Origin of the sequence: Dyadobacter sediminis, from assembly GCF_005860765.1 — a bacterium.
Lineage (GTDB): Bacteria > Bacteroidota > Bacteroidia > Cytophagales > Spirosomataceae > Dyadobacter > Dyadobacter sediminis.
The window spans coordinates 1227602-1241888 of sequence record NZ_VCEI01000011.1 but is presented as its reverse complement, the minus strand read 5'-3'; the positions used below and the strand labels follow the sequence as shown (position 1 = coordinate 1241888).

Sequence of the window (14287 nt, the reverse complement as noted above, 5' to 3'; positions counted from 1 at the left end):
GTCCGTTTATGAAAAGGTACGCTTCCGTTATACTGCTGCTGTTTGTACTGACGTGCGGTTACCATGCTAAGGCACAGGAAAATGAAATAAAAGTAGGCGTGATGGCGCCTGAAATTTCGCTGCCTACACCGCAGGGAAAAATCGTTACGCTATCGTCCCTGCGCGGAAATCTGGTGCTGATCGATTTCTGGGCTACGTGGTGTGCACCGTGCGTGGAGGAACAGCCGGAACTGAAAAGACTGTACGACACCTACAATCTATCCGTGAAAAAGGGCAGGAAACTGGAAATTTATGGTGTATCGCTCGACAGTAAAAAACCGGCCTGGGAAAAAGCAATCCGGAAATTCGAGATAAAATGGCCGCAAGTGAGCGATCTTAAGTTCTGGTCTTCACCCGTTGCAAAAACATACAACCTGGAAGGAATTCCTTATAATGTGGTTGTCGATAGCGATGGCTACATTATTGCACTAAATCTGCACGGAAAAGAGCTGGAAGATTTTGTCAGGGCCGGGCTGGAGGAAAAGTAAGAAGGGTGGTCAATGGTTGTTACTGGTTGTCATGGGCAGCAATTGATTGTCATTGATTGTTGTTTTTATGGTGATTTTGGATTGTCATATTGAGTGATGTGGAAGGCCGGGATTACTGGCTTTGACAGCTGTTTTGCTCAATATGACAATCCTTTTTTTTTATGAGGCGATCTTAAATTTCTGACCTTCTGAATATAGATGCCCGAAATTATTCTGCGTAGTATCGTCCGATCAGTTCATAGGTTGCATCCTTGTATTTCAAGGTAATAACCGATTCCTGACCAAATTCCTTGGTAATGCACATCTGGAATTTGATTCCTTTATCGTCCATTGCTTCAATATTACATTCGGGTTCGTCGGGACGGCGCAACAGAATCTTGTAGTTCTGCATGGTGCCGTTTCGGTAGTCCAGTGTCCATACATTCCGGTTTCCTACATAAAAATAAGCAGGCGTAAGCAATTTCTTTCCGTAAGCTTCTGTAATCACGTACCGTCCGGCAAATGAAGCAGTTGAAATCAGAAGAAGTAAGATAACAGAGGTAAATTTTTTCATTGAGTAATGGTGATTATAAGACATTCATCCCATGCAGGACGAAAGAATTCTTTGCCATAGTTACTAAAACTACGCTTAACAGCCAAGAAAAACGGCTTACTTATTACCGTTAAATAATTGAAAACCTTCTTTCGTCCTTTATTCAAGTCAGATCGTAAACGGTGCTGTTGCGGTGAATATTCTTTTAAATCCTATTAAAATCGGATGCGGCCGAAATTTAGTCAGATGCTCATTCATTGCTTTTTAGCCGGATCTAAGGCGTTTTTACTGGTTTTAAAAGGTGCATGGCCACAATCTGAAAAAGGCTTGAACAAACCGATGTCAAATGTGCAATAAACTGTTAAGCTATAATCAGTGGCTATGTTATTCTATTGTTTTGTAAATTAGTTTTATATATGTTTAGAATTATTTTGAAGAAATAAATTATGTATCAACCCGGATCGGGATGTTCAAAGCGTTAATCAGTAATTTATTCGTTATCATCATGCTTTCCGGCTGTTCCGAAACCAGATACAATCAGCCGGAACGACATGTCCATATCAGAAAACAGAATGGAAAGTATATTTTATATAAAAACAACCAACCGTTTTTTATAAAAGGTGCGAGCGGATCTTCTAATCTGAAATTACTGAAACAGTCGGGTGGAAATGCGGTGAGAATTTGGGATACAACCCATCTGGGTACCGTGCTGGATAGTGCCCGCGCCAACCAGATTTCGGTCATTGTGGGTTTGCCTGTCCAGAACAGTAACGTTGCTGCCTTGTACAATCATCCTGAACGGGTTGCAGCACAGTATGAGGCTTTTAGAAAGATTGTAAACAAGTTCAGAAAGCATCCGGCCGTGCTGATGTGGTGCGTAGGAAACGAACTGGATTTTCCCTACGGCTGGTCTTATTATCCCTTCTACAAGGCATTTAACGAACTTACGGACATGATTCACCGGGACGATCCGCATCATCCGGTTACGACCACTATTCTGAATTTCAATCCCAAGTACATTGCAAATTTGCTGATACGCTGTGATATTGATCTGATTTCGTTCAATATTTTCAGTACGCTGGACCTGCTCAGAAACAACCTGCGCTATTACCTCTGGCTCTGGCACGGGCCGTACATGGTCCTGGAATGGGGAACAGACGGTCCGTGGCAGGGAACAAAGCAGACGGCATGGGGCGCGTATATTGAAAAAACGAGTAATGAAAAAGCAGCGGTCTATAAGGAACGCTATCAGCTCCATATGCCGCTGGAAAGCCGGCGGTTTCTGGGAGGATTTGTCTTTTTCTGGGGACATAAGCAGGAGACCACGCATACATGGTTCAGTATATTCGACATGCGGGGCAGAAAAACGGCTGCTGTAAAAACAATGAACTATTTGTGGACTGGAAAAGTATTGAACGAATCGTACCCTGAAATAAAGCATATGCTGGTCGAAAACAGAGATGCATTCCAGGACATAATTCTGGTACCCGGCCGGAAGTCCTATGCGGAAGTAGCGTTACTGAGCAGTGCGGACAGTATAAAAACGATCAACTGGCAGATTTACAGGGAAGACTGGTTTAAAAGGAACAATGAGAACAGTACCCGATTACTGATGCCGCTGAGCCAGCTCATGCGAGCAGAACAGGGCCTGAAAGCCGAATTTACCACGCCGGCGCAGGAAGGTCCTTACCGGATTTTTGCTACGCTTTACGATTATAAAGGTAACCTGGCGACGTGTAATACGCCCTTTTATGTAGTAAGCACCCGATGACACACACGCCGAATGTAAAGCCGCCGACAGGAAAGCAGCTTGTGACGCTCAGGCTCATGATTTTTCTGGGATTTGCTTCCATGCTCATTTTTCTGCAAAGCGTACTTTCCGAAACCGTGCGCGGATATGGGCCGCTGTACTGGATGCTGATGTTCACGTTCTTTTTTACGTGCCTCCAGTTGCTGCATGAATGGTACCATTACCTTTATATCACAGTGCCGGAGACGCCGCCGGGAAAAAAAGTATTCACCGTTGATATTTTTACAACCTTCTGTGCAGGCGAGCCTTATGAAATGATCATCGAAACGCTGACCGCCATTCAGGCGATCACCTATCCGCATAAAACCTACTTGTGCGATGAAGCCGACGATCCTTTTCTGAGGGATTTTTGCCGGGAAAACGGCATATATCATGTGACCCGGACAAAAAAGATTGATGCAAAAGCCGGCAACATCAACAATGCACTGAACCTTTCTTCAGGTGAGCTTTGCGTCGTTCTGGACCCTGACCATGTTCCCTTTCCCCATTTTCTCGACCCGATTGTTACGCATTTCAATAATCCGGAAATCGGTTTCGTACAGATTGTTCAGGCATATAAAAACAATGACGAGGGATTGATTGCCAAAGGCGCCGCGCAGCAGACTTACCAGTTTTACGGCCCGATGATGATGACTATGAACAAGTACGGAACGGTGCTTGCCATAGGGGCAAACTGTACTTTCCGACGCAAGGCACTGGAATCCATCGGCGGGCATGCGGCTGGTCTGGCAGAAGACATGCACACTTCCATGCAGCTGCATGCCAGAGGGTGGAAATCGGTGTATGTGCCGGCGGTGCTCGCACGCGGGCTCGTTCCATCGACACTTTCGGCTTATTACAAACAGCAGCTTAAATGGTCACGTGGTGTATTTGACCTGTTTGTGACAGCTTATCCGGCACTGTTCAGGAATTTTACATGGCGCCAGAAGCTTCATTATGCTACGATTCCGCTGCATTATCTGTCCGGTATCCTGTTCCTGATCAACTTTCTGATTCCCGTTGTCGCGCTGCTTACCGGAGTTTCACCCATGCATATGGGCATTCAGGATTTTGCAGTAACTGTACTGCCGCTGGTTACTGCTACGCTCTTGATCCGTCATTTTGTGCAATGGTGGGTGATGGAGGACCAGGAAAGGGGTTTTCACGTCGTTGGCGGATTTCTGCAGATCGGGACATGGTGGGTTTTTATTCTGGGATTCATCTATACGCTTCTTCGGAAAGATGTGCCTTATGTGCCCACGCCCAAAGATGGAAAAGAGGATAACAACTGGCCGCTGAACGTTCCGAACATCGTTATTCTGGTTCTTTCCGTCATTGCGGCTGCATACGGGCTTTATACCGACAGAAACCCGTACAACCTGATTATGGCCGCATATGCAGTTATGAACAGCGTATTTATGGCATTCACCATTACAGCCAGCAGACAGCAGCAGCTGAGGACGATGCTGTCCGGAAGGACAGGGCTGAACCGCGTTATAAACTGGCTGAATGATGTAAAAGGCAGCTTCTGGATCATACGAAGGAAAATTTATACCGGCATCAGGAGCACGGCGCTGCTTTCAGCCATGGTCCTGTTTTCCGTATTTGTCTATTTTGGGAAAATAAAGCATGCCGAGCCTTACAATGAAATCAGCGAAGTTAAAAAAGACCTCTTTTATACTGGAGCTTTTTTGACCGATGCGGATCAGGGCACATCTTCCATGAAACCGGTTCTGGATTTTCAGCAGAAAAATCAGAACCGGTTTGACATGATCTTGCTTGAACTGCCCTGGGAACCGAAAAAGGAACGCAGTTTGCCTTTGCAAACCATTGAGTCCATTTACGAAAATGGTTCGGTTCCCATGATCAGCTGGGAAATCCGGAAGGATTTGTCCGGACAAAAGGAAGCGGAAAGTCATGAAAAGTTTTTTAGCCGCATCATTAACGGTGAGTATGACAGTTATCTTGAAAAATTTTCGGAGGAAGTAAGGAAATTGCATCGGCCTGTTTACATCTGTTTTGCGCGAGAAGCCGGCAATCCTGAAAAGCAATGGTCTGAAAACAACAGGAACACGCCGAATGAATTCAGGGCGGCATGGAAATACATTCACCGTTATTTTTCCAGTAAAAATATCTGCAATGTGATCTGGGTGTGGACAGCGTGGAAAGCGGCGGATGTAGGTAATTATTTTCCGGGCTGGGAGGTTGTAGACTGGATTGCTGTATCCAACCCGAATGCCGGCAAAAGAAATTCAGCCGGCCTTGAAAAATTTTATGCGCCGTTTCACCAAAATCTGATTTTCAGATCAGGATTACCCGTTATACTCACAGTTTCCAGGACACCGGACTTTGCAAATGCCCCGCAAAATAACGTCCATTATCCCTTTGCCGATGCAAGGCGCCGGTTTCCCGAAATCAAAGCCATTGTTTTTGACACGCTTTTGCCAAAAGAATATGCACCCGATTTCCTTGCTGCATTGCAACTGAACACGGAGGAAAGTACGCCGACAAAGCGCTTTTCAAATTGGCGAAAAAATCAGAACAGGAAAATGCCAAAATTGCTGGACGAATCAGTAGAGAATCCCGGAAAAAGAGAAACCGTAAATAACCCGGCCTTTTACCTCGCCGGCATTAAAGGAATCAATTATAATAAAGGAATTGACTGGACAGAAAACTATCACGCGCTGACCAGAATTGAGCTGGAAAGGGATCTACAGGAAATAAAGGAACTGGGCGCCAATGCCATCAAGTATTACGGCTCGGATTTTTACGATCACAACATGCTGAAAGCGGCAGCAAACCTGAAACTTCAGGTGCATTACAGTTTCTGGATAGATCCCGAAATTGATTTTGTCAGGGATACGGATCAGCTCCATACGTTGAAGAAACAGATTCTGAATGCGGTGGAGGATTTGAAAGATCGTCCGGAAATCCATTCCTGGAATTTTGGAAGTCCGGTGTTCAGACAACTGGAAACCCGGTTTTACAAGCCGGAACTGCTGTATCAGCAGCAAGCGTATTTACTGTGGCTCCGAGATGTAGTGCGGCAGATCAGGAAAACGGATCCGGAAAGAATGATCACCGCAGACGTATACTTTTCGCATAAAACACCCGGACTGATTTACAGGATCAGCCATTTGATTCCTGAGATCAATTCATTTGGTTTGCAGATCACAGAAACGGACGTTCATACGCTTGCCCGCATTAAGGACCTCAACATTCCGTACTTCATCAGCTATGCGGAAGTGCCGGCTATGACTGCCATGCAAGCGACCGGAACAGGTGCTTTTGTTTCCGGCTGGCAGGATGCAAGAATGGCGAACAGTGTCAGTTTTTCAGGATTGAAAGATCATGACGGTCGTAAAAAATGGACTTATCTTCAGCTCAGCCATACCTGGAAAGGTACGCCTCCACCCAGGCAATTACGGAAAATCAAAATACTGAAACCTGCGCTGATGACAATTCCGGGCAATTACCTTGCTTACCATGCATTGATTTTTAAAAATGGACGCTGGGAATTTCCGGCAAGCAACTCAGGCGCTGTGCATTTCGAATGGAAACTGGTGAAAAACAATCTGTTCGGAATGCCTGTCGAAATTACTGCCGTCGGAGAAGGTCCGCGTTTAAACCTGATCGTTCCGGCTGATCCTGCATCATATCAGCTCTACCTTTACAGCATTGTAAATTCCACCGTTTACGGAATCAGCAAATCGACGCTGAATACGCCGCTTGTGGTTGAAGCGCGATAAGCATTTGCTGCATGATTGTACTACAGAATAAAATTATTTCCTGAATGCCGGTCGTATAACCATTACTGGCTCGAAAATTGTCCGGATTTGTTTACGGATTCTGGTACAGTATAGATAAATGGGAACAGCCCGTTTTTTGGCTGTCCAAAAGCTTCCGTCAACCTATTTGCAAACGAACAGAACGCTAAATTAATGAACCAACTTTTATGAACAGTTTACCCTTAACCGTAAAACGGTCTATCGAACTTTTGGGGATAGTACTTATAATCACTATTTTATCAATAGGAAAAGATATCATAATGCCTATCATTCTGGCATTTTTTATCAGCATCGTCCTGCTGCCGGTTTACCGGTTCAACAAAAAGCATAAAGTGCCCGAAGCGCTGGCGATCGTAGTCCCCATTTTATTGCTGATTGTCATTCTCGGAAGTATCATCTGGTTTTTTTCTTCTCAGGTCAGTTTGCTTGTTGCCGATTTTCCGAAAATCCGGAGCAACGTGAACATACATCTGAAATCGCTGAGCAACTGGATTTCCACCATCAGCAGTTATTCCACGAAGGAACAGGTTGATTTTATCAATAAAAATGCCAATGATCTTTTGGGGATTGCCGGAAAAACGGCCAGCGGCGCTGCGGTGACACTGAGCGGGCTTTTTGTTTTTGTCGGACTTTTGCCAATTTACATATACCTGATCCTGTTTTATAAAGATATTCTGCTCCGGTTTATTTTCATGTGGTTTGCCATTGATCATCATCCGCGTGTCAAGGAAGCCATTTATGAAACCGAATCGATCATCAAAAACTATCTGGTCGGATTAATGATCCAGGTTACTTACATGACCATTCTGGTTGGAGGCATCCTGATGCTGATCGGCATCAAGCATGCTTTTCTCATCGGCGTAATTTTTGCTTTCCTGAATCTCATTCCTTATATCGGCGCGCTGCTTGGCAATGTGATCGGTGCGTTGCTCACGCTTACTTCTTCGACCGAACTGTGGCCGGTTGTCACGGTACTGGGCGTTATTGCTGCTGTACAGTTTCTGGACAACAACATTCTGATGCCGCGTATTGTAGGGTCAAAGGTCAAAATCAATGCCTTCTTTTCCATACTCGGCGTAATCATCGGCGGAAATATTGCCGGCGTTTCCGGCATGTTTTTGTCCATGCCGATCATTGCCGTGCTTAAAGTTATTTTTGACCGTACGGACATGTTCAGGCAATGGGGCGTATTGCTGGGTGATGAAAGGCCGGCCCGAAGTCCCATGACCTTTCCTATTTTCCGCAAGAAAGTGCCTGTAACTACCAAACCCGGCCTTCAGAAATAACTTCGGACTTTACTCCACAGCGAATTTGTAAACGTTTTGGTCACTGGTTATCACATACAATCCGGGTACAAGCCGCTGTTTGGGAATTACCTGCAGAATGCCATTTGGAACGGAAACTTTTAAAAAAGGAATTTCTTTCCCTGAAATATTCAGCAGCCGGATCTTCGCAGATTCGGCTGCGCGGATATGCAGTGTGTTGCCCGTCATAGGATTGGGAAAAGGGGCATCTGTTCCGGGAACACGAACGGCAAGCGCGCGGTACAAAACTTCCTTTCCGTCCGTATCGGTTTGGCGCAGACGATAATAGCTGAGATTTTTTACCGGAAATTCATCCACATAGGAGTAGGTCTGCAGGGTGTCGGAATGGCCGGCTGCTTCCACCTGTGCAAGGAATTCAAATGTACGCATGTCGGTGCTGCGCTCAATGCGGAAAAAGGCAGCGTTCAGTTCCTGAGCCGTGCGCCAGTTTATTTCCACCTTATTTTCCGATGTCAAACCTGCTTTGAAATAAACAAGGGAAACCGGAAGCGGACTGGAAATGATTTCAATCTGATAATCTTCGGTTTCGCCGTAACCAATGTTTCCGCAGTCGGTTGCTTCCAGAAAGTATCGTGACTGAACACGCATTCTTGTAATCTGTTCAGCAATATTGCCCGCAATTTCAAAAGTACATTTCTGTGCAGACGACGCAGTCGAATCTGTTTTGAAGATCACTTCATCTTCTGAAAAAATGCCGTTGTTGTTGTAATCGATCCAGGCTTTTACAGCTTGAACATTGTAATAGCCGAGCAGATCCATCGTCAATGTATTGGTGGTGCCTTTGCTTACCTTCGGCGTATGGATATCTGAAAAAAAGTGATAACCGTTTGCCGAGCATCCAGAAGAATTGCTCAGGTATTCATCATTCAGTTTTATGGAACTCAAACCAATTCCGTATCCTTCGCAATTGCCACTGGCAAGGCAATATTCCGGCGGGTTGCTGTTGGTTGTAAATGCTTTCGTACCCGTAAATTCTGAGCATTCGGCGCCAACCCTGCATTCATACCGGGTATTGGATTTCAGTCCGAAAATGGAGACGGAATTGGTCGGTGTTCTTACTTCCGTCCATTTTTTTGTATTTGCAACCCGGTACTGTAGTTTGTGCGCCGTATTGCTGCCGGTATAGTTCCACTGGATCCGGGCACCCGTTGCAAATACTTGATCAATCCGCAGGCCCGAAGGCTTGCTATCCGAAACCGGCAGGCATTCCGCCGAATGGATGCGGTTTCGGATCAGATTTCCCGGTAACGGCCCAAAGCCGTTTGCAAGCTTGCGGTAAGGACAATAACTCATGATAGAGCCGCCGTTTACCGGAGCGGGCCCGCGGTCACAGGTCCCTTCTTCCACTGCTGCACAATTATCAATCGGACCGCCGGGCCATGTACAGCTTTGCGTATGAAAGCTTCCGAAGTTGTGACCAAGCTCATGACAGATTACATCCACATCGCCGTAAATATCCGGATAACTGACAAATGAGTATTTAGCATCAATGGTGCTGAGGCCATAGTTGTAACTGCGGCCGCATACATCGCCGGGAATGTAAGCAAGGCCGCTTTTATTTCCCATTTTGAGCAAATGTGCAAAATGTCCGGGAAAATTATCGGATTTCCTGTTCCATGTTTCTCTGAAAATATTCAGTGATTCATCATCACTTTTTCCGGCATAAGGATCGGTTGTTGTCCACATGCTTAATCCTGACAGGCGTACCGCAATTCCTTCCATGCTGAAAGTTGTGGCAACTGCATTGACAAGATTCATAATGTAATGTTCAACAGACGCAACGTTGCCCAGCGAGTCCAGAACGGCTTTGTCCGTTTCAATATATATACCGACCCATTTGCAGGAAGCATTTTCCTGAAGCTGGTTTTGCTGCTGCATGATTTTGCCTTCAGGAATTTTCAGGCCGTCGGTTCCACAGGAAAAAGCAGAAGGTTTGACAAGGTCATGATCGTAAAACAGGCTGTATCTTTCTGTCGTACTTCCTGGTTTTTTGTATTTTCCCAAAATCCGTGTGCCTGTCTGATCCGAAATCAGGCCCGAAATTTCATCATTCACAATCGTAAGGGAAACCACAGAATTGGCATCTCCGGAAACGATACCGCGGAAAGAGCGTACGTATGGCAATTTGAGCGCAGTATTTCCCTGTGCGGACGAAACGGAAATACTGAAATCCGGAGCAAGTACCGTTGTTGGAAAAATATCCAGCGTCAGCTTGGAGCCGTTCACAGTGGGCAGAACAAACTCATACAAGGGGCTCTCATCCGATTTCAACTGTTCCAGTTTAAGCCGGTCCAGTTCCAGGTTTGTCACAGCCGCTCCCGGCTTTATTCCTTTTTCAACTGCATTGTTCAGCTTGGGGGCGCTGAGTATCTGAATCCGGTCGGGCGATATACCCGATTTCTTAAGATCGGCAACGGTTTCAAAAGGCATCTGCTGAGCCAGTACAGCAGATTGGAAAAAAATACACAGTACACCCACAAAGGCATGGTAAAATAGTTTCATAGAAGCAGGGTTTTTGTAAATGCAATTATAAGAACGGTGCAAAAGATTGCTTAAAAAAATGTCATATAACGTGTGGTGAGCCGACAGATTCCCGTTTTCCGGGAATGCAATTTAGGTTAAAAATAAGCGGCTTTTTTACCATTCATGCACTATTTCAATAATAATTTGTACGTAGATTATTTTATTATAAAGCCTTGCATTTTGGTAGAATAAATTTAATAACAGGATTAGTTGCAGGTAGATTTATATGTAGTTGTAATTACAACAGTAATGTTTTTGGCAAGTGGGGTTGGAAGAAATCGCAGTGTTTGTGTCAAAATGAAATTAATTCGATAAGTCAATTAAAGTTAGTTTTCAGTATGATGTAGGTCATGTTTTCAGGTCGGGCTTGTGCCTAATTTTGAATCATCAAATCAAACAACACCTGCTAATAATACTGACATGAACACTGCACGTAAAAACCTCCTCTTCATTGTTTTACTGATCGTTACTTCTTTATCCTCCTCTTTCAGTGCACCTTTATTTACCAAAACAAAGCCTCTGACCATCCAGATGCCCGTGGCTGACGGCAAGTACGCCTTCGTTGTAGACGGCAAAAAACAAATTGTCGAAATCAGCAACGAAACCGGCAAACTGCAGATCCCTGCGGAACCCTGCGTGATCCGCTACACGGCTGAGGACGGCGTTACAAACCTGACGGTTTTCATCGAGCAGCAAACATCCAGATCGTTTCTTTTGCCGGCCGTTCAGGCCAGTGAAAGCGAAGTAGAGGCCAAGTGGGAAGCCGTGATCCTGGGCAATCCGGTACGTGCAGGAAAAGTCATGACGCAGATCACAGGCCCGATGAACAGCAATCCGACGATCGAAATCTACGATTTGCAGGGACGTTCGCTGGTGAAAAAACAGGTTGCCAAAAACCAGGCAACCGAATCGTACACGCTGGATGTGCCGCAGCTATCGACCGGCATCCTGCTTGTAAAAGTAAGCTGCGAGGACTTTTCTCAGACATTGAAAGTGTTGCACACCAACTAAAATACACACATCACACTAAAAACAATAATACATACATCACACTAAAAACAATCCGGCAAATGCCGGCATCGCAGACCTGATTAAAAGAACGTAAAGAAATCGTAAATTTTCGTAGTAGCAGTTTGTTTGAATTGATGAGTCATATATTATAATTGAATAGCGGATCCATTTTGGGCCCGCTATTTTTGTTTGAAATGAAAATTGAACTAAAACCGCACAATGCCGGAAAAAACAGTTTCTGGAATAATTATTGATAGCAACGGTGCCGAAAAGATTTTTAAAATAATAAAAGTGCATCTATGAAATCAGTAGAAATAACTGCAATTGACCAGTTTATACGGGAAATTGTAGGTTTGAGGAAGAATGGTTCTGATTTCCTGATATTCAGAGGCCAGCGCGTAAACGCACCGCTGGTTCCATCCATAGCCAGGTATTTTCATAAGGATGACATTACCGCAATTGAAAAAAGGATGCTCATGGAATTAAAAAACAGGGGCAAACTGCTTTTGCCCAATACCATGGCTGAAGAATGGGAGCTTCTGATCCTGGCACAGCATTACGGACTTAAAACGCGGTTGCTGGATTGGTCAAGCAATCCGCTGGTGGCATTGTACTTTGCCATCCGGGATATAGACGATTCAGAAACACCGTCATTTGTGTATGCTTTTATGGGAAGTAATGATCAGGTGATTGATAAGGATCAGATGCCGCTTCAGGAAGAATTCAACTCGCCGTTTACCATTAAAGAATTGAAAGTCCTGCGGCCTTCCTTTAACAACGAGCGGATCATTGCCCAATCAGGCTGGTTTACGGTACATCCGTATTCAGAAGAAAACAAAGGCTTCAGTCCCATGCAGACCGACGAGGATGTAAAGCTGAATGTGATTGAATTTACCATTGTCCCGGGCATGAAACGCATGCTGATGGATCATCTGAATATGCTCGGGTTCAACGCGCATACGCTGTTTCCAGAACTTTCGGGTTTGTGCCATTACCTCAACTGGGAATACCTGTACCAGCATGCCAGCAAGCAGGATCTGTTTTCCTGTAGTAATCAAATGCAAATCAGTATGTAAACGAATGAATAATATAACAGCAATTATCGAAAGTCCGAAAGGCAGCGGTCAGAAATATGATTACGATCCGGAAATGAAGTTGTTCAGGCTCGTAAAGATTTTACCTGCCGGTATGGTGTTCCCGTTTGATTTCGGCTTTATACCCCAGACACTTGGAGAAGACGGCGATCCGCTCGATATCATTGTGATTTCCGAATTCCGGAGTTTTCCGGGCTGTGTAATGGAATGCAGGATTATTGGCGCCATAAAGGCTTTACAAACGGAAAGAAATGGGAAAAAGATGCGTAACGACCGGTTCTTGGGCGTTCCCGTTGTGTCAGAACTATTCAGGGACATAACCGGTGTGAACCAGTTGCCCGAGCGAGTCATGGAACAGTTAAGAAGTTTTTTTAAAAACTATAATGAGCAGGCGGGAAAAGAATTTGACCCTTTTGAAACCATTGGTTCGGAGGAATCATTCCGGCTGATTACAGAGCAGAAAGGGTAGGGAAAATCCATTTTCAACCGGCGTGTATTCTTTTTTATTCAACCGAACAAAAGACCGGCTAATCGTACAAGTGCTGGAACAATAATTATTATTTTTGAACAAGTGCTTGAATACATTTCTAAAAACATATCCTATGTGCAGCCACGATTCGCATAACCCGGTCAGATGTATTATACCACCTTACATTTCAGAGAAATTACTGTCGGAAGCCAGTAAAAGTAAACTGCCGAATGTCATTGATGATGAACTGCGTAATTCCAGATTCCGTAGCGACCGGTCCTTTTTCAGCAAGCTTAATGAAACGCAGCGTTCTGTATTAAGTCCGCCGGCAAAGCGGTTGAAAAAACCGGCTATGAAAATGCATGTTTATGATATGCAGCATGATACGGTTCTGGGCGATGCCAAACTGATCTGGCAGAACGGAAAACCCAAAAAAGGGCTGGACCAGGATGCATTGAATGTGATCGAAGCCGGAACGGCTACCTGGAAATTGTATTTCGAAATTTTCAGCCGCAATTCTGTGGATAACCTGGGTATGATACTGAAGCATTATATCCATTATGGGAATCAGTATGACAATGCTTTCTGGGATGGGATGAGAATGGTCTATGGCGACGGAGACGGAACCATATTTGACAGTTTTACCGCTGACGCGGATATCATTGGCCATGAACTGACACACGGCGTCACACAATATGAATCCAATCTGGTCTATCATAATCAAAGCGGGGCGCTCAATGAATCGGTTTCGGATGTATTCGGAATCATGATCAAACAGCGTTTGCTGAATCAGGATGCAAAGCAATCGGACTGGCTTATCGGAGAAAATGTTTTAAAAGGATCCAAATATGCACTCCGCAGTCTGAAAGCACCGGGAACGGCATACGTGGATCATCCCGATCTCGGTACCGACCCGCAGCCTGCCACTTATGATCAATTTGTATCGTTGCCGGATACCGAAAGGGGCGACTGGGGAGGTGTGCACATCAATTCAGGAATTCCCAATTTTGCTTTTTACGTAACTGCATTTAATCTGGGTGGTTTTTCATGGGAGAAAGCCGGAAGAATCTGGTACGCAGCTTTAACCGACAATTCGATGGTTTCTGAAAACACAGACTTTGCTGCCTTTAAAGAGGCGACGCTGCAAAAGGCAGATTTGTTGTTTGGGACGGGAAGTCTGGAATCCAAAGCGATATCTGACGGCTGGAAGGAAGCGAAGGTATAATCAT

General features: G+C 44.9%; 10 protein-coding genes. 8 read left to right on the top strand and 2 right to left on the bottom strand.

What is annotated here, in order from left to right:
* Nucleotides 1-8: 8 nt before the first annotated feature.
* A complete protein-coding gene (locus FEM55_RS05765; protein ID WP_138280323.1) occupies nucleotides 9-527 on the top strand; it encodes a TlpA family protein disulfide reductase in 519 nt (172 codons plus the stop codon).
* A 208-nt stretch (nucleotides 528-735) separates the two neighbouring features.
* Here the strand turns inward: FEM55_RS05765 and FEM55_RS05760 are convergent, their stop codons facing one another.
* A complete protein-coding gene (locus FEM55_RS05760) occupies nucleotides 736-1080 on the bottom strand; it encodes a hypothetical protein (protein ID WP_138280322.1) in 345 nt (114 codons plus the stop codon).
* A 445-nt stretch (nucleotides 1081-1525) separates the two neighbouring features.
* Here FEM55_RS05760 and FEM55_RS05755 point away from each other — a divergent pair, with 445 nt between their 5' ends.
* From FEM55_RS05755 to FEM55_RS05745, 3 genes are all read left to right on the top strand, one after another.
* On the top strand, nucleotides 1526-2830 hold the full coding sequence (locus FEM55_RS05755; protein WP_171036478.1) for a glycoside hydrolase family 2 TIM barrel-domain containing protein: 1305 nt from the start codon (nucleotides 1526-1528) through the stop codon (nucleotides 2828-2830).
* On the top strand, nucleotides 2827-6597 hold the full coding sequence (locus tag FEM55_RS05750) for a glycosyltransferase family 2 protein (RefSeq protein WP_138280321.1): 3771 nt from the start codon (nucleotides 2827-2829) through the stop codon (nucleotides 6595-6597). The genes FEM55_RS05755 and FEM55_RS05750 overlap by 4 nt, the downstream gene beginning before the upstream one ends.
* Before the next feature lie 206 nt (nucleotides 6598-6803).
* The gene (locus FEM55_RS05745; RefSeq protein WP_138280320.1) at nucleotides 6804-7922 is read left to right on the top strand and encodes an AI-2E family transporter; all 1119 of its coding nucleotides are present in this window, start codon (nucleotides 6804-6806) and stop codon (nucleotides 7920-7922) included.
* A 9-nt stretch (nucleotides 7923-7931) separates the two neighbouring features.
* Here FEM55_RS05745 and FEM55_RS05740 read toward each other — a convergent pair whose 3' ends face one another.
* Nucleotides 7932-10463 (bottom strand): GEVED domain-containing protein, encoded by a 2532-nt coding sequence (locus tag FEM55_RS05740; protein ID WP_138280319.1) that lies wholly within the window; start codon nucleotides 10461-10463, stop codon nucleotides 7932-7934.
* 441 nt (nucleotides 10464-10904) lie between these two features.
* Between FEM55_RS05740 and FEM55_RS05735 the strand changes: the two genes are divergently transcribed.
* The 4 genes from FEM55_RS05735 (at nucleotide 10905) to FEM55_RS05720 (ending at nucleotide 14283) form a co-directional block, all read left to right on the top strand.
* Nucleotides 10905-11495: a T9SS type A sorting domain-containing protein gene (locus FEM55_RS05735; RefSeq protein ID WP_138280318.1), complete on the top strand. Its 591-nt coding sequence runs from the start codon at nucleotides 10905-10907 to the stop codon at nucleotides 11493-11495.
* Between the two features lie 299 nt (nucleotides 11496-11794).
* Nucleotides 11795-12571: an FRG domain-containing protein gene (locus FEM55_RS05730; RefSeq protein WP_138280317.1), complete on the top strand. Its 777-nt coding sequence runs from the start codon at nucleotides 11795-11797 to the stop codon at nucleotides 12569-12571.
* A gap of 4 nt (nucleotides 12572-12575) precedes the next feature.
* Nucleotides 12576-13058: an inorganic diphosphatase gene (locus FEM55_RS05725; protein ID WP_171036477.1), complete on the top strand. Its 483-nt coding sequence runs from the start codon at nucleotides 12576-12578 to the stop codon at nucleotides 13056-13058.
* Nucleotides 13059-13191: 133 nt separating this feature from the next.
* Complete coding sequence (locus FEM55_RS05720) at nucleotides 13192-14283, top strand: M4 family metallopeptidase (protein WP_138280315.1); 1092 nt, start codon at nucleotides 13192-13194, stop codon at nucleotides 14281-14283.
* Nucleotides 14284-14287: the final 4 nt, after the last annotated feature.

What these genes read in the sequence shown, in the direction of transcription:
- FEM55_RS05750 (WP_138280321.1), top strand. Translation starts at nt 2,827, where the DNA reads ATGACACACACGCCGAATGTAAAGCCGCCGACAGGAAAGCAGCTTGTG.
- FEM55_RS05725 (WP_171036477.1), top strand. Translation starts at nt 12,576, where the DNA reads ATGAATAATATAACAGCAATTATCGAAAGTCCGAAAGGCAGCGGTCAG.
- FEM55_RS05765 (WP_138280323.1), top strand. Translation starts at nt 9, where the DNA reads ATGAAAAGGTACGCTTCCGTTATACTGCTGCTGTTTGTACTGACGTGC.
- FEM55_RS05720 (WP_138280315.1), top strand. Translation starts at nt 13,192, where the DNA reads ATGTGCAGCCACGATTCGCATAACCCGGTCAGATGTATTATACCACCT.
- FEM55_RS05740 (WP_138280319.1), bottom strand. Translation starts at nt 10,463, where the DNA reads ATGAAACTATTTTACCATGCCTTTGTGGGTGTACTGTGTATTTTTTTC.
- FEM55_RS05760 (WP_138280322.1), bottom strand. Translation starts at nt 1,080, where the DNA reads ATGAAAAAATTTACCTCTGTTATCTTACTTCTTCTGATTTCAACTGCT.
- FEM55_RS05755 (WP_171036478.1), top strand. Translation starts at nt 1,526, where the DNA reads ATGTTCAAAGCGTTAATCAGTAATTTATTCGTTATCATCATGCTTTCC.
- FEM55_RS05735 (WP_138280318.1), top strand. Translation starts at nt 10,905, where the DNA reads ATGAACACTGCACGTAAAAACCTCCTCTTCATTGTTTTACTGATCGTT.
- FEM55_RS05745 (WP_138280320.1), top strand. Translation starts at nt 6,804, where the DNA reads ATGAACAGTTTACCCTTAACCGTAAAACGGTCTATCGAACTTTTGGGG.
- FEM55_RS05730 (WP_138280317.1), top strand. Translation starts at nt 11,795, where the DNA reads ATGAAATCAGTAGAAATAACTGCAATTGACCAGTTTATACGGGAAATT.